Annotated in this window: 17 protein-coding genes; 15 read left to right on the plus strand and 2 right to left on the minus strand. The window is 63.7% G+C overall.

Annotation, left to right across the window (positions count from 1 at the left end; all coding sequences use genetic code 11):
- Window positions 1-271: 271 nt before the first annotated feature.
- From ftsE to ACVOLV_RS13970, 6 genes are all read left to right on the plus strand, one after another.
- Window positions 272-958, plus strand: coding sequence for a cell division ATP-binding protein FtsE (ftsE, locus tag ACVOLV_RS13945; protein ID WP_481510910.1), 687 nt, complete (start codon window positions 272-274; stop codon window positions 956-958).
- Complete coding sequence (ftsX, locus tag ACVOLV_RS13950; protein ID WP_481554921.1) at window positions 955-1,935, plus strand: permease-like cell division protein FtsX; 981 nt, start codon at window positions 955-957, stop codon at window positions 1,933-1,935. The genes ftsE and ftsX overlap by 4 nt, the downstream gene beginning before the upstream one ends.
- Before the next feature lie 7 nt (window positions 1,936-1,942).
- Window positions 1,943-2,785 (plus strand): response regulator, encoded by an 843-nt coding sequence (locus ACVOLV_RS13955; protein ID WP_282272954.1) that lies wholly within the window; start codon window positions 1,943-1,945, stop codon window positions 2,783-2,785.
- Entirely contained in the window at window positions 2,782-3,501 is a 720-nt protein-coding gene (ung, locus tag ACVOLV_RS13960; RefSeq protein WP_481554922.1) for a uracil-DNA glycosylase, read from the plus strand. The genes ACVOLV_RS13955 and ung overlap by 4 nt, the downstream gene beginning before the upstream one ends.
- 178 nt (window positions 3,502-3,679) lie before the next feature.
- A complete protein-coding gene (gene rpoH / locus ACVOLV_RS13965; protein ID WP_481554923.1) occupies window positions 3,680-4,555 on the plus strand; it encodes an RNA polymerase sigma factor RpoH in 876 nt (291 codons plus the stop codon).
- Between the two features lie 319 nt (window positions 4,556-4,874).
- Window positions 4,875-5,276: a GFA family protein gene (locus tag ACVOLV_RS13970; RefSeq protein ID WP_481554924.1), complete on the plus strand. Its 402-nt coding sequence runs from the start codon at window positions 4,875-4,877 to the stop codon at window positions 5,274-5,276.
- 21 nt (window positions 5,277-5,297) lie between these two features.
- Here ACVOLV_RS13970 and ACVOLV_RS13975 read toward each other — a convergent pair whose 3' ends face one another.
- Complete coding sequence (locus ACVOLV_RS13975) at window positions 5,298-6,578, minus strand: NAD(P)/FAD-dependent oxidoreductase (protein ID WP_481554925.1); 1,281 nt, start codon at window positions 6,576-6,578, stop codon at window positions 5,298-5,300.
- 127 nt (window positions 6,579-6,705) lie between these two features.
- Between ACVOLV_RS13975 and ACVOLV_RS13980 the strand changes: the two genes are divergently transcribed.
- Together ACVOLV_RS13980 and ACVOLV_RS13985 are read left to right on the plus strand one after the other, a co-directional pair.
- Window positions 6,706-7,509, plus strand: a complete 804-nt coding sequence (locus ACVOLV_RS13980) for an NYN domain-containing protein (RefSeq protein WP_481554926.1) — start codon at window positions 6,706-6,708, stop codon at window positions 7,507-7,509.
- An 18-nt stretch (window positions 7,510-7,527) separates the two neighbouring features.
- Window positions 7,528-8,148, plus strand: a complete 621-nt coding sequence (locus ACVOLV_RS13985) for a glutathione S-transferase family protein (RefSeq protein WP_481510852.1) — start codon at window positions 7,528-7,530, stop codon at window positions 8,146-8,148.
- 353 nt (window positions 8,149-8,501) lie between these two features.
- Here the strand turns inward: ACVOLV_RS13985 and ACVOLV_RS13990 are convergent, their stop codons facing one another.
- A complete protein-coding gene (locus ACVOLV_RS13990) occupies window positions 8,502-11,588 on the minus strand; it encodes a TonB-dependent receptor (RefSeq protein WP_481554927.1) in 3,087 nt (1,028 codons plus the stop codon).
- Window positions 11,589-12,602: 1,014 nt separating this feature from the next.
- Between ACVOLV_RS13990 and ACVOLV_RS13995 the strand changes: the two genes are divergently transcribed.
- The 7 genes from ACVOLV_RS13995 (at window position 12,603) to ACVOLV_RS14025 (ending at window position 24,124) form a co-directional block, all read left to right on the plus strand.
- On the plus strand, window positions 12,603-15,062 hold the full coding sequence (locus ACVOLV_RS13995) for a GH92 family glycosyl hydrolase (RefSeq protein WP_481554928.1): 2,460 nt from the start codon (window positions 12,603-12,605) through the stop codon (window positions 15,060-15,062).
- Between the two features lie 98 nt (window positions 15,063-15,160).
- Window positions 15,161-16,219 carry a LacI family DNA-binding transcriptional regulator gene (locus tag ACVOLV_RS14000; RefSeq protein ID WP_481554929.1) on the plus strand — a complete coding sequence of 353 codons (1,059 nt, stop codon included), beginning with the start codon at window positions 15,161-15,163 and terminating at the stop codon, window positions 16,217-16,219.
- Window positions 16,220-16,262: 43 nt separating this feature from the next.
- Window positions 16,263-17,570, plus strand: coding sequence for an L-fucose:H+ symporter permease (gene fucP / locus ACVOLV_RS14005; protein WP_481554930.1), 1,308 nt, complete (start codon window positions 16,263-16,265; stop codon window positions 17,568-17,570).
- A gap of 6 nt (window positions 17,571-17,576) precedes the next feature.
- The gene (locus ACVOLV_RS14010; protein WP_481554931.1) at window positions 17,577-18,572 is read left to right on the plus strand and encodes a carbohydrate kinase family protein; all 996 of its coding nucleotides are present in this window, start codon (window positions 17,577-17,579) and stop codon (window positions 18,570-18,572) included.
- Window positions 18,569-19,801 carry an AGE family epimerase/isomerase gene (locus ACVOLV_RS14015; RefSeq protein ID WP_481554932.1) on the plus strand — a complete coding sequence of 411 codons (1,233 nt, stop codon included), beginning with the start codon at window positions 18,569-18,571 and terminating at the stop codon, window positions 19,799-19,801. Before ACVOLV_RS14010 ends, ACVOLV_RS14015 begins: the two co-directional genes overlap by 4 nt.
- A 244-nt stretch (window positions 19,802-20,045) precedes the next feature.
- Complete coding sequence (locus ACVOLV_RS14020; protein ID WP_481554933.1) at window positions 20,046-22,691, plus strand: beta-mannosidase; 2,646 nt, start codon at window positions 20,046-20,048, stop codon at window positions 22,689-22,691.
- The gene (locus ACVOLV_RS14025) at window positions 22,691-24,124 is read left to right on the plus strand and encodes a glycoside hydrolase family 47 protein (protein WP_303747786.1); all 1,434 of its coding nucleotides are present in this window, start codon (window positions 22,691-22,693) and stop codon (window positions 24,122-24,124) included. The genes ACVOLV_RS14020 and ACVOLV_RS14025 overlap by 1 nt, the downstream gene beginning before the upstream one ends.
- The last annotated feature ends 17 nt before the right edge of the window (window positions 24,125-24,141 follow it).

Consider the following 24,141-nt stretch of genomic DNA (forward strand, 5'->3'; position numbering starts at 1 on the left):
GCCGAGCCATGCTCGGCAGAGGCCTTACCGGTAAAGCCCCTTGCCGAGCATGGCTCGGCACTACAGCTCCCTCCCTTTTGCGCAGCAAAGGGGAGGGTCGGGGAGGGGGGAGCTTTCTACCGGTTGATGCAATCCCGGCTTCGCGGCTTGTGCCGCTCCTGCGGCGTGGCCGGTGAAGCCCCTTGCCGAGCATGGCTCGGCACTAGGCATAATCCTCGTCACGTGACCGGCATTCCCCGCAGTCCGCCTGCGCTCCTGCATAATCAGCACGATGAGCGTCCTGCGTTTTGACAATGTCAGCAAACACTATGCCGGTGGCCATCAGGCGCTGCTGGATGTCAGCTTCGAGGTGGCGGCCGGCGAGATGCTGTTCGTCACCGGGCACTCCGGTGCCGGCAAGAGCACCTTGCTCAAGCTGATCCATCTCAGCGAGCGGCCCAGCCGCGGCGCGGTCATCTTTGGCGAGCGCAACCTGCTCAAGGTGCGCGGCGGCAAGGTTGCCCTGCATCGGCGCGAAGTCGGTGCGGTCTATCAGGACCATCGCCTGCTGGTCGACCGCAGCATTGGCGAGAATGTCGCCCTGCCGCTGATCCTGCGCGGCGACCGCCGTGCCGATACCGGCAAGCGGGTGCGCTCGGTGCTGGAGCGGATGGGCCTGGGCCATCGCGAGAAGGCGCTGCCCAGCGAACTGTCGGCCGGTGAGCAGCAGCGTGTCGGCATCGCCCGCGCGATTGTCGCCGAGCCCAAACTGCTGGTGGCCGACGAGCCCACCGGCAACCTCGATCCGACCCTGGCCGCGGAAATCATGACCTTGTTTGCCGAGCTGCCGGCGCGCGGCACCAGCGTGCTGGTGGTCAGCCATGACCTGGCCCTGCTCAAGCAGATGCGCAAGCGCGTGTTGATCCTCGACCACGGCCGTCTGGTCGATGACATCTCGCCGCAGGACCTGGCCGAATGACTAGCAGCAACAACGCCGACAAAGCCGCTACGAATGCCAATGCCAATGCCAGCACGGCAGCGCCGTCGCGGCTGGCCACCTGGATCAACCACCATCTGCACAGTGTGGTCTTCAGTCTCGGCCGCGCAGTGCGCAGGCCGTGGGCTACCGCGCTGACGGTGGCAGTGATGGCGCTGGCCCTAGCACTGCCGTTGGGCCTGTCGATCGGCCTGGACAACCTCAAGCATTTCTCCGGCAGCGTGCAGCAGTCGCGTGATATCAATCTGTTCCTGAAGACCGACGTCGATGGCGCTGCGGCACAGGAACTGGCCAAGACCCTGCGCGCCCGCGCCGATGTCGGCCAGGTGCTGCTGCGTACGCCGGACGAAGGCCTGGCCGAACTGCGCCAGAACGCTGGTCTGGGCGAAGCCATCGATGCGCTGGGTGAAAACCCGCTGCCAACGCTGCTGGTTGTGACCCCGGCCGCCGGCGTCGACGCCGCCCTGGCCAAGTCGCTGGAAAGCCTGCCGCAGGCCGATCTGGTCCAGCACGATGCGCTGTGGCGGCAACGGCTGGATGGTTGGCTGGGTTTCGGCGCGCGCCTGGTGCAGGTGTTGTCGGTGCTGCTCGGCGTGGGTGCGGCGCTGGTGGTCGGTAATACCGTGCGCCTGGACATCCAGGCGCGGCGCGAGGAAATCGGCGTGCTGCAGTTGCTGGGTGCCAGCGACGGTTTCATCCGCCGCCCGTTCGTCTATCTGGGCGCGTGGTACGGGCTCGGTGCCGGTGCCGTGGCACTGGGCCTGATTGGCGTGTGCGGCTTGGCCCTGCGCGCGCCGTTGGCCAACCTGTCGCAGAGCTACGGCAGCCCCTTCATGTTGCATGGCCTGGATCTGCTGCATTCGGGCATGGTGCTGGTTGGCACCACGATCCTGGGTTGGTTGGGGGCATGGCTGGTGACTGGTCACTTCCTCAGGCAGACTCGCCCGACTGAAACCTGAGGCCCGCATGTCCACGCACGAGCTCAAGCACCTGATCAGCGACGCGCCGCGGGTAATGGTGGTCGATGGATCCAAACTGGTACGGCGCCTGATCAGCGACGTGCTCAAGCGCGAACTGCCTGATGTCGAGGTTGTGGGCTGCGCCAGCATTGCCGAGGCGCGTGAAGCGCTGGCGGCTGGCCCGGTGCATCTGGTCACCACCTCGCTGGCCTTGCCCGATGGCGATGGCCTGGCGCTGGCACGTGGCGTGCGCGAAACCGCGGGGCAGGCCTACGTACCTGTGATCGTGGTCTCCGGCGACGCCCAGCAGCATCTGGAACAGCGCCGCTTCACCGAATACGTCACCGACTATTTCGACAAGGCGCTGGGCCATGAAGCCCTGGCGACTTTCATCCGTGGCTATGTGCAGCCCGAGCCGGTGGCCAATGCCACCGTGCTGTATGTCGAAGACAGCCGCGTGGTGGCCGAAGCCACCAAGCGCATGCTCGAACGCCATGACCTGCACGTCGTGCACGTGCTCACCGCCGAGGACGCGTTCTCGCTGCTCACCGCCGAGTCGCTGGGCCGCACCACGCGGCAGGTGGACCTGGTGCTGACCGACGTCACCCTCAAGGGCGAGCTCAGCGGCCGCGATGTGGTCGAACGCATCCGCGTCGACTTCGCCTACGGCAAGCGCCGCCTGCCGGTGCTGGTGATGACCGGCGACAGCAATCCGCACAACCAGTCGGCGCTGCTGCAGTCCGGTGCCAATGACCTGGTGCAGAAACCCATCGAAGAGCGCCTGCTGGTGACCAAGGTGTTGTTCCAGCTGCGGCTGGCACGCATGGCACAGCCGGCGGTGGTGCTGTGAGCGAAGACGGCGCACAGATCCAGCTCGAGCCCAGCTGGAAGGCGCGCATCGGCGATTGGCTGCTGCGTCCGGAAATGCGCGAGCTGTCCGCGTTCCTGCGCAAGCGCAAGGCAGCAGGTGCGCACGTATTTCCGCCCGGCCCGGATATCTTCGCCGCCTTCAACGCCACGCCGTTCGAGCAGGTCAAGGTCGTGGTGCTGGGGCAGGACCCGTACCACGGCCATGGCCAGGCGCATGGCCTGAGTTTCTCGGTGAAACCGGGCGTGCCGGTGCCGCCATCCCTGCTCAACATCTACAAAGAGCTTGAAGCCGACCTGGCCATCCCGCGCCCGGATCACGGCTGCCTGCTGCCATGGGCGCAGCAGGGCGTGCTGCTGCTCAATGCCGTGCTGACGGTGGAAGAGGGCAAGGCAGGCGCGCATCAGGGCCGCGGCTGGGAGGGTTTCACCGACCATGTGGTCGATGTGCTCAACCGCGAGCGCGAAGGCCTGGTGTTCCTGCTGTGGGGCGCCTACGCCCAGCAGAAGGGCAAGGTCATCGATACCCGCCGCCACCGCGTGTTCAAGGCGCCGCATCCCTCGCCGTTGTCGGCCCACCGTGGTTTCCTCGGTTGCCGGCACTTCTCGCAGGCCAATGACTATCTGGCCCGCAACGGCCAGGCCCGGATCGACTGGCGGCTGCCGGCCTTGGCCGATCTGGCGCCGTCTGATCGCTGAACTGCCTTGATTCCTGTCATATCGCGGTGACCTTGGCTTTGCTACCTTGGCGGGGTTGGAAATGCCGTCGTTGCTGTCGCCTATTCAGGTATGACCTCGAGTTTGCGAACAAAAACAGAACGCTGGAACTTTTTCTGTACTGAGCAGTCCAATAGTTCGACTGCTAAGATGAGGTCCTATGAACCTGAACACCTCTACTGCCCTTGTGGCAAACAATCTCCCGATCCCCAGTGCGCTCGGTTCGCTGGACGCCTACATCGGTGCCGTGCACCAGATCCCGGTGCTGTCGGTCGATGAGGAACAGGAACTGTCGCGTCGCTTCCGCGACGAGCAGGATCTGCACGCCGCACGTGAGCTGGTGCATTCGCACCTGCGCTTCGTCGTGCACGTGGCCCGCGGCTACAACGGCTACGGCCTGCAGCTGGGCGACCTGATCCAGGAAGGCAACATCGGCCTGATGAAGGCGGTCAAGCGCTTCGACCCGGACATGGGTGTGCGCCTGGTGTCCTTCGCGGTGCATTGGATCCGTGCCGAGATGCACGAGTTCATCCTCAAGAACTGGCGCATCGTCAAGGTCGCCACGACCAAGGCGCAGCGCAAGCTGTTCTTCAACCTGCGCAAGTCCAAGACCCGCCTGGGCTGGATGAACGCCGCCGAGGTCAGCGCCGTCGCCAAGGATCTGAACGTCTCCGAGCGTGAGGTAATGGAGATGGAATCGCGTCTGTCCGGTCGTGACATCGGCTTCGATGCGCCGTCGGATGAAGACGACGATCATGCGCCGCCGTCGCCGGCTGCGTATCTGGTCGCGCGCGATGAAGATCCGTCGCAGGCGTATGAGCGCGAAGACAGCGAAGACAACCAGCTGAGCCTGTTGCGCGAAGGTCTGGCCAAGCTCGACCAGCGTTCGCGCGACATCATCGCCCGCCGTTGGTTGGAAGCCGACAGCAAGGTGACGCTGCAGGAACTGGCAGATGAGTACGGCGTGTCTGCCGAGCGCATCCGCCAGATCGAAGCCAATGCGCTGAAGAAGATGAAGGCACTGTTCGCCGCCTGAGCAAGGCAGCAGCAGTAACACGAAGGCCCGGGGAAACCCGGGCCTTTGTTTTTGGTAGTGCCGAGGCATGCTCGGCAGGGGCTTCATGCACGGAGCAACCGTCGCTGGTAAGGCTCCAGCCGAGCATGGCTCGGCTCTACAGGGGAACCTGCCGTCGCCGGTAAAGCTTCTGCCGAGCATGGCTCGGCACTACAGGGGAACCTGCCGTCACCGGTAAAGCCCCTGCCGAGCATGGCTCGGCACTACGGGACGATTCTCATCGCCGGTAGGAAAGCTTTCCCGTGTAGATTCTGCATTCCTCTTGCAGACGGACCCGATGATGAAAGGACAGTGCCTGTGTGGTGCGATCGAAGTGCTCGCCAATGAGCGTTCGAGAATCGGCCTCTGCCATTGCAGCATGTGCCGACGTTGGTCCGGCGGACCGATGTTCGCCGTGCATTGCGACGACCAGGTGCAGGTCATCGGCAGCGCGTTGAAGACCTATCGATCCTCCGACTGGGCCGAGCGCGGCTTCTGCTCACAGTGCGGCACGCACCTGTACTACCGGCTGGTGCCGGCTGGCGAATACTTCATGTCCGCGGGGCTGTTCCAGGAACAGTCGTTCGAACTGGCCAGCCAGATCTTCATCGATGAAAAGCCGTCGTACTACGATCTGGCCAACCAGACGCCAACAATGACCGGGCGCGAAGTATTCGAGCAGTTCGCCAACGGCAACAGCTGAGTGCCGCTGGCGCGGCGTCGATCAGCCAGCAGGTTCCTTGCCATCACCCTCGTCGGCATCGCCGAGGATGATGCGCGCGCTGCGCTGGTAGCTCCAATACGCCACCGCCCAGTTGAGCAGCACTACCAGCCGGTTGCGGAAGCCGATCAGGAAGAACACGTGCGCGGCCAGCCAGAACCACCAGGCCAGCAGCCCGGACAGCTGCAACTTGCCAACATGCACGATCGCAGCCATGCGACCGATGGTGGCCAGATTGCCTTGATCGCTGTAACGGAACGGCGCCGGTGCCTGCTTGCCATCGAGGCGCGCCCGTATCACCTGCGCCACGTACTTGCCCATCTGCTTGGCGGCCGGTGCCACGCCCGGCACGGGCCGCCCGTTGGCCTGCATCAGCGCGACCAGGTCGCCACCGGCGAAGATCTCCGGGTGACCGGGAATCGTCAGGTCAGGTTCGACCTGCACGCGACCGGCGCGGTCCAGTGGCACGTCCAGCGTGCGCGCCAGTGGTGAGGCGGCCACACCGGCTGCCCACACCACGGTGCGCGCAGGCACGTGGGTGTCACCAAGCTGGAAGCCCTGTCCGTCGATATGGCTGACGGCGGTGCCGGTGAGCACTTCCACGCCGAGCTTCTCCAGCTGGCGACGAGCCTTCAGTGACAGCACTTCCGGGAAGGTCGAGAGCACTCGCGGCCCGGCCTCAACCAGTCGCACCTTGGCGTCGGCCGGATTGATATGGCGGAACTCGTTCTTCAGTGTGTGGCGGGCAATCTCGGCCAGGGTGCCCGCCAGCTCCACGCCGGTCGGACCGCCACCGACGATGGCGAAGCTCAGCCAGGCGGCGCGTTTGGCCGGGTCGGATTCAGCTTCGGCGCGCTCGAAGGCCAGCAGCAGTTTGCGGCGCAGGTAGAGCGCGTCGTCCAGGGTCTTCAGGCCGGGCGCATCGGCGGCCCATTCGTCGTGGCCGAAATAGGCATGGGTGGCGCCGCTGGCAACCAGCAGCATGTCGTAGGCGATCTGGTTGCCATCGCCGAGTTGCACCTGCTTGGCATGTTTGTCGATGGACACCACTTCACCCAACCGCACCTCGATGTTGCGCTGCTTGCCGAGGATATGCCGCAGCGGCGCGGCGATATCCGGCGAGGACAGGCCGGCGGTGGCCACTTGGTACAGCAGCGGCTGGAACAGATGGTGGTTGCGACGATCGACCAGGGTGATGCGCAAAGGCGCATCGGCCAGCGCACGGCTGGCCCAGAGCCCGGCGAAACCTCCGCCAATGACGACAAGATGCGGGTGTTGCGGCATGACGTACTCCGGTGTGGCCGGTGAACCGGCCGTGGGGGCGGGTTGTCAGCGCATATCATCGCATTGATGTGCTTTGAAACAGCGATGACCGATACTGGCGGTCAGCTTGCCGCCATGGAGTTACCCCGTGTCTGAGCCTGAGAAGCGCATCGCGTTGTTGATCGACGCCGACAACGCACCGTCATCGAAGATCGACGAGATCCTCGTGGAAGTGGCCGCCTTTGGTGTGGCCAACGTACGCCGTGCCTACGGCGACTGGAAGAACCCGCGCTTGAAGGGTTGGGAAAGTGTGTTGCACGAGTTCGCGATCCGGCCGATCCAGCAGTTCGCCTACTCCAAGGGCAAGAACGCCTCGGACATGGCGATGGTGGTGGACGCGATGGACCTGCTGTACGCGCGCAACCTGGATGGCTTTGCGATTGTCTCCAGCGATGCCGACTTCACCCCGCTGGTGATGCGCATCCTCACCGATGGTGTGAAGGTATATGGCTTCGGCGAACAGAAGACGCCGCTGGCCTTCGTCAACGCCTGCTCGAAGTTCACCTATCTGGAAGCGTTGGGCAACGATGCCCCCGAAGTCGTCGAGCAGGTGGCCGCCAGCACTGCGCCGACCGCGACGACTGCAACGGAAGTCGCTGAGCCGCCGGCTGCGCCGATCAAGCCACGCAGCACCAACGAACTGCGTGGTGATACGCGGCTGCTCAATCTATTGCGCGGCGCAGTGGATGCCGTGGCCGACGAGCAGGGCTGGGCCTTGCTGAGTGCGGTAGGAAATCAGATTGCCAACCGTGCGTCGTTCGACTCGCGCAATTATGGTTATCGCAAGTTGAGTGAGTTGATTGATGCCACCGGCCTGTTCGAGGTCAAACGTGCCGGCAAGGCATCGGCGGTACGCGCACTGCCACGCAAAGGCGCACGCGATGAGAACTGATCTGAAAGGAGTTGGGGAATGTTGAAGATCTGGGGCCGGCGCAATTCCAGCAATGTGCGCAAGGTGCTGTGGTGTGCCGAGGAAATCGGCCTGCCGTATGAGTCGATCGAAGTGGGCGGCGCGTTCGGTGGCACGCAGACGGCGGAGTACCGGGCGATGAATCCCAATGGACTGGTGCCGGTGATTGAGGACCATGGCCTGCCGGTATGGGAATCCAATGCCATCGTGCGTTATCTGTCTGCACGTTATGCATTGGACGTGTTGTATCCGTCCGACCCGGTTGAGCGGGCGCGCAGCGAACAGTGGATGGATTGGACTACCTCGAGTTTCGCGGTGGCATTTCGCGATCTGTTCTGGGGCGTTGTTCGCACTGCTCCGGCGGACCGTGATGAGGCGCGGATTGCCGCAGCGTTGTTGCGTTGTGGGGAACTGTTGACGCTGGTCGATGCGGCTTTGGAAAAGCAGCCTTGGTTGTCCGGCGAACGGTTTGCGATGGGCGATATTCCGCTCGGCGCCTTTATCTACGCCTGGTTTGAAATGCCGATCCAGCGACCGGAGCTGCCGCATCTGGCAGCGTGGTACGCGCGGCTGCAGCAGCGGCCGGCGTATCGGAAAGGGGTCATGACGGCGTTGACTTGAGTTATGGGAATGCGGGATTGCCAGCTCTTCTTCCGCATGCTGAATTGCTAGCCCCTCTCCCGCATGCGGGAGAGGGGTTGGGGTGAGGGGAGCTTTTGACTTTTGCCTTGCGGTTTCTTTACTAGGAAATGCGGTAGGAAAAGCAAAAAAAGCAAAAGCAAAAGCAAAAGCAAAAGCAAAAGCAAAAGCAAAAGCAAAAGCAAAAGCAAAAGCCCCCCATCCGCCCTCCGGGCACCTTCCCCCGCAAGCGGGAGAAGGGAAAGCAGTCTCCGTCCAGATTCGAAGAAAAAAGCCGCGCTGTTGCCAGCGCGGCTTTTCATTACCTGCGTGCGCCAGGCACGTTTACAACAGTCTTAGAACTTCCAGTTCACGCCGAAGTAGACAACACGACCGGCGTAACCATTGGAGTAGAAACGGGCCTTGGTGTCGTTGCCAAGATGGGTGCGCGTCTCTTCCTTGGTCAGGTTCAATACCGATGCCGTCAGGCTCAGCGCCGGGGTGACGTTGTAGGCGGCGTTCAGATCGATCTGCTGATAGGGCTCCTGGTAGAGGTTCAGGCCGCTGACCAGGCCCTGCACCACTTCGCCGCGACGGTTCCACGAGGCACGCAACAACAGTTTTTCAATTTCATAGAACACGGTGAAGTTGGCCTGGTTCTCGGCGCTGCCAACCAGCGGTGACTTGCCGATCTCGGTGCCGTCTTCCAGGGTGATTGCCGCTTCGTTGGTGTCGTTCCAGGTGTAGTTCGCCTGGAAGCCCAGGCCGAAGTCCAGCGTATGCTGGGCGTAGAACTCCAGGCCTTGTGACACTGCATCACGACCACCGGCCGTGGTGGAGTAGTTCTGCACGACAACGGTCTGTCCGCCGATGTTCTGGGTGACGTCCTGTACCACCGGTACCGAGAAGTTGCTGACGTCCTTGCGGAACAGGCCCAGGCCCAACACCGAGCCGGGCTGGAAGTACCACTCCACGCCGATGTCGTACTGGGTGGCCTTGTAGGCTTCCAGGTTCTTGTTGCTGCCCGAGCCGTACCAGCCCTGCTCGCTCGCACCACCAGTGAGGCGGCGGTCGTTGACGTATTCGGGGCTGAAGTATTCCAGGCTGCCCGGTGCGGCGATGTTGCTGTAGCTCGGGCGCGAGATCACCTTGGAGGCGGCTGCGCGCAGCAGCAGGTTGTCGGTCAGGTCATAGGCCAGGTTGAAGCTGGGCAACACGTCGGTGTAGTTGCGGTCCAGGCTGCTGACCGCGAACGACTCTTTGCGCGCTTCCTTGTCGGACAGACGCCAGTAGCCCTCGCTACCGCAGTACGTACGGACCGGTGCGCCGCCGGGTACCGCGTCGCCGTCCTGGCAGGCCAGCGGGTTGCCGTTGGCGTCGTCGTAGAAGTAGTCGTTGTACGAGGTGACCTTGTCGGTGGAATCGGCGTGCTGGCGGGTGCTGACCACACGTACGCCGACGTTGCCGCGCAGGCGCTCGGTGCGGAAGTTGGCCTGCAGGTAGGTGGAGTAGATCTTCTCGTCCACGTTGTAGACGAAGTTGTCCTCGTTGCGGGTCTGCATCGGCCCGTAAGTCTTGTTCAGATGGGCGATGTAGGCCGGGTAGTTGATGGCCGGGAACGCGCTTGCATTGATGCCACCGGCCAGGTTGCCCATGGCGTACACGAAGTCCGGCGAGAACTGCTGGGCGATGTCGTTGCAGCCGCCGTTCCAGTAGCGGTTTTCGTAGTCGCTGGCGTCGGTGCCCGGGCAGGCCCAGTAGCTGTTGCCGGTGCTGCGGTGGATGCCACCGTCACGGTACTTGACGCCGAACTGCAGCGATTCCAGGAAGCCGGAGTCGTTGTGCCAGGTGGTATCGATCTGGGCGAACTTCTGCTGGTTGGTGTTGCGGGTCCAGGACGAGCCGGTGGAGCCCAGGTCAACCTGCAGGATGCCGTTCTTCAGGTTCTGCATCAGTTCCGGCGAGAACGCCATCGACGGCGTGCCGGTCAGGCTCCAGGAGCTGGCCAGGTTGCCCAGATTCCAGCTGCCGTCCGCATTCTGGCTGCGCGGCTTGAGCGGCACCGAGAACTGCAGCGACGGGCCGCCCTCGGCCCAGGTGCGCCCGCCCTTGAAGGCGATGTCGACCGATTCGCCGATCCATTCGGCGGAGAAATCGACGGTCTGCGACAGTGCCTCTTCGATGTTGTAGCTGCCGGTGATCTGCGGGGTCGGCACCGTGCAGTCGTCCGAGCCCCAGCCGCCTGGCGCCATGCCGCCGGCGGCGGCCTGGTCTTCGCTGCAGTAATAGGTCTTGCCCGGATGCTTGCTGTAGTTGGCGCCGGTGACGATGGTGCCACTCGGGTCCATGGTCAGCCCGTCCAGCAGGCGTCCGCCGGCCCAGTTGCCGTCGCCCCAATAGCGGGCGATGTTCCATTCCGGCACCTTGATGGTGTGGGTCTGGGAGTTCTGCGACAGGTCGAAGCGGAAGTAGTTCGCGGTCAGGGTGAGGTTGTCCAGCGGCTTGAACTGCAGGGTGACCTGGCCGCCCTTGCGCTCGCGTTCCTCGTCCTTGACGTCGAGGTTCACCGAGGTCGGCATCATGAAGCCGGTGTAGTACTTGCCGTTCTGGTCGTAGAAGCCGGTACCGCCCCACCAGTTGGAGTTGAAGTCGGAGGGGTTGCCGTTGACGTCAACCGCGGTGCCACCTTCGTCACGGCCATACCAGGACCAACCTTCGGTGCTGGCGCCCATGGTGCGGGTGGTGCGCTTCTGGTCGGTATAACCGACGAACACGCCGAAGCGGTCGTCCTTGTCATGCCACGAATACGAGGCCGAGAGCTGGCCGTCGGTCTTCTTGGTGGTGTCGGCCCAGGTGCCTTCGACGGAGACGAAGCCGGTGTTGGATTCCATGTCCAGCGGACGGCGTGTGTGCAGGATCACCGTGCCGCCGATGCCGCCTTCGTCGATGCGCGCTTCCGGCGACTTGAACAGCTCGGCGCTGCCCAGCATGTTCGACGGCAGCAGGGTGTAGTTGAACGAGCGGGTGGGGTCGCCGTTGGATTCGGCGGTGGCCACGTAGTTGCCGTTCAACTCGGTCAGGGTCAGCTCCGAGGACAGGCCGCGCACGCTGACGTTCTTACCTTCACCGCCATCGCGGGTGACGATCACGCCGGGCACGCGCTGCAGCGCGTCGGCCACGTTCTTGTCGGGGAACTTGCCGACGTCTTCTGCGGTGATCACCTCGACCACGGCATTGGCGTCGCGCTTCTGCTCAAGGCTTTTTTCGATGGCGTAGCGGTAGCCGGTGACGTTGACGCTATCGAGCGTGGTGGCATCGGGGCTGGTGTTGGTGCTGGCCTGTTGCGCGAGCGCTGCGCCGGGAACGGCTGCGACGGCGAACAAGGCGAAGGCAATGGCAGCGGACAATGTGTCGCGGCCGTGCTTGCGTGTGATCTGTTTCATTTCTCTCCCTCTCCTGGATTGAATCGCTAACTGTCACGTTGATTTGGACTTGTATCGATCTAAAAACGGGTGAAACCGGGGCCTTGTTGCGTTCGCTCAATGACTTGTCTGGCGCTCGAGCAGGGTTCCGTTGCCGGCGATCGTGGGGGTGTCGATTTGGATCGATCTAAACGATTGGCGCGCATTTTTTAGCACAGCCAAAGGTTTGACGCATGTTGCTTCGCAATATGGCCTGGCTCCCTCCCTTTGGCCGCAGGCCAAGGGGAGGGTCGGGGAGGGGTTGGCTTTTGAGGCTTTACCGGTAAGGCCTCTGCCGAGCATGGCTCGGCACTACCGCCTGGCTCCCTCCCTTTGGCCGCAGGCCAAGGGGAGGGTCGGGGAGTAGGTGGCTTTTGAGGCTTTACCGGTAAGGCCTCTGCCGAGCATGGCTCGGCACTACCGCCTGGCTCCCTCCCTTTGGCCGCAGGCCGAGGGGAGGGGCGGGGAGGGGTTGGCTTTTGAGGCTTTACCGGTAAGGCCTCTGCCGAGCATGGCTCGGCACTACCGCCCCTCTCCCGTAAACGGGCGAGGGGGTGGGGGGGCTTTGGGGGCTTTGCCGGTAAGGCCTCTGCCGAGCACGGCTCGGCACTACAGGGAGGGATTTCTGTCGCGATGTTGCGCCGCAGAATGCGTTGGGCGAAATGCTCATGCTTTACTTGGATCGATCTAAATTTTTGGCAATGTAGATCGGGGGATGCAGCTTGGGCGGTGCTATACAGCGCTTCGCGGTCTGCAAATCACTGAAAACAAAGCCGAATAAAGCTTTGAAAGGCCCGTTGTTCGCTGCCCAAACCCCACCTGCCGTCGTCGTGACGGCTGTCGGGGCAGCTGCAGGGCCGATCCGTTTTGCTGATGCCTGGCATCTCTCCCCCATCCCGTTCCCGGATGGGCTGGACATCAGCGGCCCGGCTTGTCCGGGCCACCTTCTGCCGTAGCTACATCGACGCCGTACCGACCGACCCAAGGATCCAATGCATGAGCCGATCGCCTTCCACCGCCCACTCCCGTCGCCGCCCGTTGGCAACGGCTGCCTGCCTGCTGGCGCTGAGTTTTGCGCCGTTGCTGCAGGCCGCGCCGTCGGCCGCGCTGGAGCGTGAGGTCAATACCTTCATCGGCAGCAAGGATGACGGCAACACCTTCCCGGGCGCGTCGGCACCGTTCGGCCTGATCCAGGTCAGCCCGATCGGCAGCCACTACTCGGGCTGGCGCTACGACGACGAAAAGATCCGCGGCTTCGGCCATTCCTTCATCTCCGGCGCCGGTTGCTGGGAACAGGGCGGGCAGGTCTCGGTGTTGCCGGTGACCGGCAGCATCGGCCCCGGTGGTGATTTCGATACCAAGGACCCCAAGCGTTTCGACCACAAGAGCTATGCCTCGGCGTACAGCCATGACGGCGAAATAGGGCAGGCCGGTTACTACAAAGTCCGTCTGACCGATTACCGCGGCATCGACGTGGAAACCACTGCGCTGACCCGCGCCGCCGCCGAGCGCTACACCTTCAGCGCGGGCGTGAGTGAAGGCCAGGTGCTGGTCAATGTTGCCCAGGCCAATGAGCGCCATTCGGTGATCGGCAGCGTGATCGACGTGGTCGGCGACCGTGCGGTGGAAGGCAAGCTGGTCACCAAGAGTTTCTGTGGCGGCCACCAGTACACCACCTGGTTCCGCATCGAATTCGATCGCCCGTTCAAGGCGCACGGTACCTGGGGCGAAGAAGGCGGCCTGCCAGGCGCGCGCCACAGCATGGAAGGCGAGGCCAAGCCGAACGGTGCATGGCTGAGCTTTGACCTGGCCGATGGCCGCAGTGTCACCGCCACCAGTGCGATCTCGCATGTGGATGCCGAAGGTGCACGCAACAACCTGCGCAGCGATGGCATGCAGGGCGGTAAATTGCTGGGCTTTGATCGCATGCGCGCGCTGTCGCAGGCGCAGTGGCGCGAGCAGCTGGGCAGCGTCAAGGTCGAAGGGGCAAACGCCGACGATCGCACCGTGCTGTACACCGCGCTGTACCACGCGCTGCTGCAGCCGATGACCGGCAGTGATGCCGATGGTCGTTATCGTGGTTATGACGATGTCATCCATCGTGCCGATGGTTGGACGTATTACGAGTACTTCTCGTTGTGGGACACCTACCGCACGCAGAACCAGTGGCTGGCACTGACCCGCCCGGAAGTCGCGCGCGATATCGGCCGCAGCCTGCTGGCGATCAACGAACAGGGTGGTTGGTTGCCGCGCTGGGGTTACGCCAACTTCGAAACCAATGTGATGACCGGCGACCCGGTTACGCCGTTCATGGTCGACCTGTGGCGCTTTGGCGCGCTCAAGGGTCGTGAGGCGGAGGCCTGGGGCGCACTGCGTCGCAACGCCTTTGAAGTGCCGCCGATCAACTCGCGTCATGCTGGTCGTTCCGGTAACGCCAGCTACCTCGCCAACGGCTACGTCGCTTATGACCGTGCGTACCCGTCCAAGGGCATGGACGTTGATCCGCACCATGGCGGCTCGGCAACGCTGGAATATGCATTGGCCGATTGCGCGTTGGCGCAGATGGCCGATGGCCTGGGCCATGCCGACGATGCGGCGACGCTGCGCGCACGCGGCGGCAACTGGCACAAGGTGTGGGACGCCGATGTGCGTGATGCCGAAACCGGCTTCACCGGCTTCCCGCGTCCGCGCGACGAGAACGGCAAGTGGTATACACCGGCCGATGGGCACTACAGCCCGCGTTCGGAACATGGCTTCCATGAAGGCACCGGCTGGCAGTACCAGTGGCTGGTGCAGCAGGACGTGCCCGGCATGCTGCAGGCCATGCATGGCCGCGAGCAGGCCGGCAAGCGCCTGGATGCATTCTTCGCTTACGACGCGCTGCTGCAGGCACCGCTCACCGCTGCGCGCAAGGAATGGGTGGTTGGCCCGTACAGCTATTACAACCAGTACCGCTACAACCCCAACAACGAGCCTGACCTGCATTCGCCGTGGATGTATACGTTGATCGGCCAGCCGTGGAAGACCGCCACCGTGGTGCGCGCCGCGCAGCAGCTGTTCACCAATGCGCCGAACGGCGTCACCGGCAATGACGACCTGGGCACAATGTCGGCCTGGTACCTGTTCAGTGCGCTGGGCCTGTACCCGGCAGTGCCGGGTAGCGGCCAGTTGCTGCTGCATGCGCCGCGCTACAGCAAGGCCGAGATCACCCTGGGCAATGGCCGCACGCTGCGTCTGCAGGCACCGGGTGCCGATCCGCGCAGCCTGCAGTACATCCAGAGCGTGCAGGTTGATGGCAAGCCGCAGCCGGCGGTGTGGCTGGATTGGCAGCGCCTGCAGCAGGGCGGCGATGTGCGCTTCACCCTCGGTGCGCAGGCACCGGAGCAGGGCTGGGGCACCGCACAGGCCGACCTGCCGGTGTCGTACTGCGCCACCCCTGGCAGCGCCCAGCCGTGAGCTCGGGCGGCGCCAAGGCCGGGAGGAAGGGCACGGGCAGCGCAAGCGCTGGCCGTGATCCTTTAGGCTTGGCGCATCCCGGAACCGCAGCGGAAACGATGAAAGAGACTTCTACCGGCGCCAAGGGCGCACGCAAGGCCGGCCAACGTGCGGTCACCGTCACCGATATCGCGCAGGCGGTGGGCGTGTCGCGGGCGACCGTATCGCTGGTGCTGCGTGGCAGTCCCCTGGTCAATGTCGACACCCGCGCCAAGGTCGAAGCCGAGCTGCGCAAGCAACGTTATGTGTACAACCGCACCGCCGCCAACCTGCGGCGCCGCACTTCGTCTTCGATCGCACTGGTGATCAACGATCTATCCAACCCGTTCTTCGCCGAGTTCGCCTCGGGCGTGGACGAGGCATTGGGTGGCAAGGGCTTCGTGACCCTGCTCGGCAGCACCGGCGAATCGCCGCAGCGTCAGCAGGCGGTATTAAGCACCTTGATGGAGCACACGCCGACCGGCTTCATCCTGTCGCCGGCCGAAGGCAGCGATGCCGAAGAGCTGCGCCATGTATTGGGTGCGCATGCCAACGTGCTGTTGTTCAACCGTGAGCTGGCCGGCGCGGACTGGGATTTCCTCACCCTGGACAACCAGCACGGCGCGTACATGGCAACCCGTCACCTGATCGAACGCGGTCATCGTGATATCGCGTTCTTTGGCGGGCATGGGGCATCCAGTTCCTGCGCGCAGCGTCGTTTGGGTTACCAGCAGGCATTGAGTGAAGCGGGCTTGCCCTTGCATGCGGACTGGTTGATCGAGTCCGCACCCAACCGTCTGGAAGCCGCTGCACGTACGGGCGAATTGTTTGAAAGCGCACAGCGTCCCAGCGCGGCGGTCTGCTACAACGACACGGTTGCATTGGGCCTGATGCTGGGCCTGACCTCACGTGGCATACGCCCGGGCGGTGACTTCGCCGTTACCGGGTTCGACGATATCTCCGAGGCTGCGGTCGCGGTGCCGCCGTTGACCACGTTGACCGCAGATCCACGCGAACGTGGCCGGCAGGCTGCAGCCTTGTTGCTGCAGCGCCTGGACAACCCCGACGCAGCACCGATGCGCACTGTCGCACCGGTGCAGCTGAGGATCCGCGAAAGCAGTGCAGCAAGACCTAGCTGACTCCTCAACCCCATCTCCCGATTACCGTATCCAGGCAGCCCACATGCACATACCAACATCGCCATCATCTACATCAAGCCAGTCGGGGCCCGTGGTCAATACGCGTGTGGCCATGGCGGTGGCGACGACCATCTTCTTCATGTGGGGCTTCCTGACCTGCCTCAATGACATCCTGATCCCACACCTGAAGTCGGTGTTCGAGCTGAACTACACCCAGGCAATGCTGGTGCAGTTCACTTTCTTCGGTGCCTACTTCCTGATGTCGCTGCCCGCAGGTCGACTGGTGGCGCGGCTGGGCTACAAGCAGGGCATCGTCGCCGGCCTGGTGATTGCCGGCATCGGTGCGCTTGGCTTCTGGCCGGCGGCTGAGCTGCGCGTCTATGGCGCCTTCCTTGCGGCCTTGTTTGTGCTGGCAACCGGCATCACCGTGCTGCAGGTAGCGGCCAATCCCTATGTCGCGCTGCTTGGTCCGGAGCGCACCAGTTCCAGCCGTTTGACGCTGGCACAGGCCCTGAACTCGCTGGGTACCGCAATCGCACCAATCTTCGGCGGCATGTTGATCCTCGGCAACACGGTGAAGAGTGCCGATGAGCTGACCGCGCTGCCGCTGGCCGACCAGTTGGCCTACCGCGCGCAGGAAGCGCAGTCGGTGCAGGGGCCGTATCTCGGCCTGGCAGTGGCCCTGTTCCTGCTGGCGCTGTTCGTCTTTCTGTTCCGGCTGCCGTCGCTGAGCGAGAATAGCGAACAGGCCGACAGCGCACGCCACAGCTATGGCGATGCGTTGCGCCACAAGCACCTGCTGTTTGGTGTGCTGGGCATCTTCTTCTATGTGGGTGCCGAGGTCTCGATCGGCAGCTTCCTGGTCAACTACCTGTCGCAGCCCAACATCGGCGGTTTCAGCGAGCAGCAGGCAACGCACTACGTTTCGCTGTACTGGACCATGGCGATGATCGGACGCTTTGCCGGTTCGTTGCTGCTGGTGCGCTTCTCGCCGCGCAAGCTGCTTGCCCTGTTTGCAATGATCAACGTCGGCTTGCTGGCCCTGACCATGGGTACTGAAGGCCAGGTGGCCTTGTACTCGATCGTGGCGATTGGCCTGTTCAACTCGATCATGTTCCCGACCATCTTCGCGCTTGGCATCGAGCGCCTGGGGCCATTGACCAACAAGGCCTCCAGCCTGCTGATCATGGCCATTGTCGGCGGCGCGGTGGTGCCGTTCCTGCAGGGTGTGCTGGCCGACCGGATCGGTGTGCACCATTCATTCGTACTGCCGTTGCTGTGCTACGGCTACATCATTTTCTACGGGCTGGTCGGTTCGCGCACCAGCACCGGCGTTACCCAACAGGACTAAGGCCAGATGGGCAAGATTGTTTGTTTCGGCGAAATTTTGATCGATCTATTAGCGCAGCCACCGGCCTCGGCGGATACCCCGCGCGCCTTCCTGCAGTACGCTGGCGGTGCCCCCGCCAACGTCGCGGTGGCCGCAGCGCGGCTGGGTGCCAGCAGCCATTTCGCCGGCATGCTGGGCCGCGACATGTTTGGTGACTTCCTGTTGGAGAGCCTGCAGCAGGCGGGGGTTGAGACCGACTGCATCGTGCGTACCGATGCAGCCAAGACTGCGCTGGCCTTCGTCGCGCTGGACGCACATGGCGAGCGCAGCTTCAGCTTCTACCGGCCGCCGGCGGCGGACCTGCTGTTCCGTGCCGAGCACTATCTGCCGGCCTGTTTCGACGGCACGGCCTGCTTCCACGTCTGTTCCAACAGCCTGACCGAAGCGGACATCGCCGCAGCCACGTTCGAAGGCATGGAGCGCGCGCGCGCTGCTGGCGCGGTGGTCAGCCTGGATCTGAACCTGCGCCCGGCGTTGTGGCCAGCGGGTGTCGATCCCTCGCCGCGCCTGTGGCAGGCCTTGGAGCGCGCCGACCTGATCAAGCTCTCGCGTGAAGAGCTCGACTACCTGGCCGCGCCGCTGGGCGCTGATGGTGATGCGCAGGTACTGCGCCGTCTGTTGGCGGCGCAGGCACGCTGGGTGATCGTCACCGACGGTGCCGGCACGCTGCGTTGGTATACCCGCCATGGCGAGGGCGAGGTACCGAGCTTCCGTGTGCAGGCCGTGGACACCACCGCTGCCGGCGACGCCTTTGTCGGCGGCGTGCTGGTCGGGCTGGTTGAGCGCGGTGGCGCAGGCGCCGGCTTCGCCGCGTTCTGCCAGACCCCGAATGCAATCAATGGCACGCTGCGCTTCGCGGCTGCGGTAGGTGCCCTGGCGGTAACCCGCAAGGGTGCGTTCGCCGCAATGCCCGCCTTGAGTGAAGTACAGCAGCTGCTGCAGCAACAGGAAGCCATCGCATGACCACCACGCCCGATTTCCGTTCCCCGGCCTTCCTGCGCGCGCATATCGCCGACACGATGGCTTTTTACCATCCGCATTGCATTGACGCGGACGGCGGCTTCTTCCACTACTACCGGGACGACGGCAGCATCTACGATCGCAGCCATCGCCACCTGGTCAGCAGCACCCGCTTCGTCTTCAACTACGCCATGGCCTACCGCGAGTACGGCAACGCCGAGTATCTGGATGCGGTGAAGCACGGCGTGCGCTACCTGCGTGATGTGCACCGCAATCCCGCCACTGGCGGCTACGCCTGGACCCTGCGCGACGGCAAGGTCGAGGACGACATGAACCACTGTTACGGCGTGGCCTTCGTGCTGTTGGCTTACAGCTGCGTGTTGAAAGCCGGCATCGAGCAGGGCCGCGAGTGGATGGACGAGACCTGGCAGCTGCTGGAACGCCACTTCTGGGAGCCGCAGCACGGCCTGTACCGCGACGAAGCCGACGCCAACTGGAACTTCACTGGTTACCGCGGCCAGAACGCCAACATGCATATGTGCGAAGCCATGCTGGCGGCGTTCGAGGCCAGCGGCGAGCAGCGCTACCTGCAGCGCGCTCTGCAGCTGGCCGACAACACGACCCGTCGGCAGGCGGCCAAGGCTGGCGGTCTGGTCTGGGAGCATTACGACATCGATTGGAACATCGATTGGAACTACAACCTGGACAACCCCAAGCATCTGTTCCGTCCGTGGGGTTTCCAACCCGGCCATCAGACCGAATGGGCCAAGTTGCTGATGATCCTCGATCGCCACATCGATGCCGATTGGCTGGTGCCGACCGCGCGGCATCTGTTCGATACCTCGATGACGCGCGCGTGGGATGAAGCGCGCGGTGGCCTGTATTACGGCTTTGCGCCGGAATCGCGCCGTCAGCCCAACATGGACGGAGAGGCCATCGGTGGCGACAGCTTCGTCTGCGACGGCGACAAGTATTTCTGGGTGCAGGCCGAGTCGCTTGCCGCCGCCGCGCTGCTGGCCAAGCGCACCGGCGATGCCGGCTACTGGGAGTGGTACGACCGGCTGTGGGCGTACTCGTGGCAGTACTTCGTCGATCATCGTTATGGCGCTTGGTTCCGCATCCTCGATGCCGACAACCGCAAGTACGACGATGAGAAGAGCCCGGCCGGCAAGACCGATTACCACACGATGGGCGCCTGCCACGAAGTGTTGAACGTGGTGCGCGAGGGCTGAGCAACAGCGCTCGCAACAGTTCAGTTGTCATCCCCGCGAAGGCGGGGATCGCTCTGGGCTCTCGCCGCAACAGCGAGAGGCAGCGTCAAAGAGATTTGTGCGTTGATGACGGCGACAGTTTCCTGGTCGTGCCACTCAGCAGAAACAGAAGCGGAACCAGCAACAGGGAGAAAGCAGCATGCAGCACATGCACCTGAAATTTGGATCGATACAAATTCGTGCTCAACGCGCATGCCGGGGCCTGTTGCTTTGCGCACTGTGGCTGACTTCCAGCGCAGCGCTGGCTGCCCCCTTGCAGGCACAGTGGAACTTCCGCCTGCTGCCGGGCGATGCACAGCTGCAGGCGCATCCGGGCATGGATGCGTGGAAGCAAGCAACGGTGCCGGGTAGCGTGCACACCGATCTGATGGCTGCAGGCCTGATCGGCGATCCTTATGTTGGTGCTGCTGAAGCCGGCCTGCAGTGGATCGGCCTTGCTGACTGGGAGTACCGCGCCCGTTTCGATGTGGATGCAACAACGCTTGCACGCACGCACGCCGAACTGCGATTCGATGGCCTGGACACCTTCGCCGAAGTCCGTCTCAACGGCCAGCCGCTGCTGAAGGCCGACAACGCGCACCGCACCTGGCGTGCACGCGTGGATGGCCGCCTGCGTGCGCAGGGCAATGAACTGCGGATCGTGTTCCGTTCACCGATCCGCACGCTGCTGCCGCAGGTGCAGGCGATGCCGCACAAGATTGCCGGCAACTATCCTTCGCCCTACGGCGATGAGCCCAAGGATGCGATGGTCGGCAACTTCGTACGCAAGCCGGCCTACCACTTCGGTTGGGATTGGGGCCCGCGCTATGTCACTGCCGGCGTGTGGCGACAGGTGCATCTGGATAGCTGGGATCAACAGCGCATCACCGATCTGGCTGTGCGCACCGACGCGCTGGATGCTAACAAGGCCGACTTGAACGTGCTGCTGCAGGTGGAGCAGGCAGACAAGGCCGCGACCCAGCAGATCGTCATTGATGTGCGGGATCCGGACGGCGAGACGGTCGCGCAGATCAAGCGCGATGTCGCGCTGACGCCGGGTGAGAACAGCGTGTCGCTGCCCTTGCAGATCGACAAGCCGCGGCGCTGGTGGCCGGTAGGTTACGGCGCGCAGGATCGTTACACCGTGCAGGCACGGCTGGGCGACGGCAAGCAGGAAACACTGGAATCCAGTATCCGCATCGGCCTGCGCACCGTGCAGCTGCAACGCGAAGCGGACAAGGACGGCGGGCAGGGCTTCGGCTTCGTCATCAATGGCGTGCCGGTGTTCGCCAAGGGTGCCAATGTCATTCCGTTTGATGCCTTCCCGGCACGGGTAACCCGCGAGCGTTTGCGCCGCGACCTGCAGGCCGCACGCGATGCCAACATGAACATGCTGCGCAACTGGGGCGGTGGCTACTACGAAGACGATGCCTTCTTCGACATCGCCGACGAACTCGGTCTACTGGTGTGGCAGGACTTCATGTTCGGCGGCGGCATGCAGCCGGGTTATGACCCCGCATTCCGGGCAAATGTTGTGGCTGAAGCGCGCGACAATATCCGCCGCCTGCGGCATCACCCCAGCATCGTGCTGTGGTGTGGCAACAACGAAGAAGAAACCGCGTGGAAGGATTGGGGCCACGGCAAGACCTTGAAGGAAGCCGATCCGGTCTTCGCCGGGAAGGTCTGGCAGGGTTATGTGGACCTGTTCGGCAAGGACTTGCGCAACGTGGTCGCCGAAGAAGGCTTGGGCGTGCCGTACTGGGCCAGTTCGCCGAGCAATGATCTGGATACCAAGGCCAACGACTCGCGTCGCGGTGACAAGCACTACTGGGAAGTCTGGGGTAACCCGGCGCTGCCGCCGACGGCTTACCTGAAGGAAACCCCGCGCTTCATGTCCGAGTACGGCCTGCAGGCCTGGCCGCAGTTGTCGACCATCAACGCCTTCGCCACGCCGGAAGAGCAGCAGGTGGATGGGCCGGTGATCGAGGCGCACCAGAAGTTCCTGGCTGGCAAAGGCAATGAGCGCCTGCTGCACTACATCGAGATGGAATTTGGAACCCCGCGTTCGTTCCCCGACTTCGTCTACCTGAGCCAGATGATGCAGGCCGAAGGCATCGAGCTTGCAGCACTGCACCACCGCGCCTCGCGTCCGTACACGATGGGCTCGCTGTACTGGCAGCTCAACGATGTTTGGCCCGGTGCATCCTGGTCCAGCGTGGATTACTACGGCAATTGGAAGGCACTGAACTTCCATGCTCGCCGCTTCTTCGCCGATGTCGCGGTGGCTGCGCTGCGCGATGAAGGCAGTACCCGTTTCAGTCTGCTCAACGATGGCCGCGAGCCAGTGCACGGGCAGTGGCGTGTGCGCGTGCTGGATTTCGATGGGCGGGAGCTGCAGCAGCAGCGCAAGACCATAGGCTTGCCGGCGCTGTCAGCCACCGAGGTTGCACGCTTCAGCGACGCCGAGTTGCTGCAAGGCGCTGATCCAAGCCGCAGCGTCGCTGTATTCGAACTGCTGCGTGATGGCGCAGTACTGGCACAGCGCCTTGTCTATTTCGCCCCCGCCAAGCAGCAAGCCCTGCAACCGGCACAGCTGCACAGTGAGTTGCGCGCCGAAGGCGATCATTACCTGCTGCAGCTGCACGCCGACAAACTGGTGCGCGGCATCTGGATCGGCTTCAACAATGCCAACGCCAGCGTCGAAGACAATGCCTTCGATCTGCTGCCCGGGCAGAGCCGCACGCTGGTCGTGCGCAGCACCGCACCGCTTTCCACCCTGCGCACGGCCCTGCACCTGCAGACGCTGGGCGACACCTTGCAGTCCCGTCCCGTTGCATCGCAAGACAACGCTTCCGTCGAGAGGATTCACTGATGACCCGTTCCCTGCGTACCGCCCCCCTGGTCGCCGCGCTGATGCTGGCGCTTTCCGCCTGCAGTCAGCAGGCTGCCGCTCCCGCTACCACCCCGGCCGCACCGGCCGCAGCTGCTGCACCGGCTGATGCCGCGCTTCCAGCCGTCGATGACGCCGAAGCCGCACGCATGGCCGAGCAGGTCCGTGAGGCCACCCGCCATGCCTGGCAGGGTTACATGCAGTACGCCAAGGGCCACGACGATCTGAAGCCGATCAGCGGCCAGCCGCGCGACTGGTATCCCAAGCCGTTGCTGATGTCGCCGGTCGACGCGCTGGACACGCTGCTGCTGCTCGGCCTGGACAAGGAGGCCAACGAAGCCCGTGAGCTGATCGTCACCCAGCTGTCCTTCGACCAGGACATGGACGTACAGAACTTCGAGGTCACCATCCGTCTGCTCGGTGGCCTGCTGTCGGCCTACCAGATGACCAACGACGAGCGCCTGCTCAAGCTCGCCGATGACCTGGGTACGCGTCTGTCGCCGGTCTTCGACAGCCCGACCGGTCTGCCGTACACCCACGTCAACCTGCATACCGGCAAGACCAGCGGCAAGATCAGCAACCCGGCTGAAACCGGCACGCTGCTGCTGGAATTCGGCACCCTGGCCAAGCTCACCGGCAAGCAGGCGTATTACGACAAGGCCAAACGCGCTCTGGTGGAAACCCACAAACGCCGCTCCAAGATCGGCCTCGTTGGCCTGAACATCAATGTCGAAACCGGCGAATGGACCAACAAGGACGCCTCGATCGCTGGCGGCATCGACTCGTACTACGAGTACCTGCTCAAGTGCTGGAAGCTGTTCGGCGACGAGGACTGCAAGAAGATGTGGGACGAGAGCATCGGCCCGATCAACCAGTACCTGGCCGATGAATCCCGCGAAGGCGAGCTGTGGTACGGCCATGCCGACATGGACACCGGTGCCCGCACCTCCACCACCTACGGCGCGCTGGACGCGTTCATGCCGGGCCTGCTGGCCCTGGGCGGTGACCTGGATCGCGCCAAGCGCCTGCAGGAATCCAACCTGAAGATGTGGCGCCTGCACGACATCGAGCCGGAGTCGTTGGACTACGCCAAGATGGAAGTGCGCTCGCCGAGCTACGCGCTGCGTCCGGAGATCGTCGAGTCGGCGTACTACCTGCACCATTACACCGGTGACGCGCGTTACCGCGGCATGGGCAAGGAGTTCTTCGATGACTTCGTGCGTTACACCCGCACCGATCACGGCTTCTCCGCGCTGAAGGACGTACGCAGCAAGGAGAAGGACGACTCGATGGAGAGCTTCCTGTTCGCCGAGACGTTCAAGTACTACTACCTGCTGTTCGCCCCGGCCAAGACCCTGGACTTCGACGGCATCGTCTTCAACACCGAAGCCCACCCGCTGCGCCGTACCTGGTAAGGCCAAGCAGTTGCAAT

This window comes from Stenotrophomonas sp. STEN023 (genome assembly GCF_056760135.1).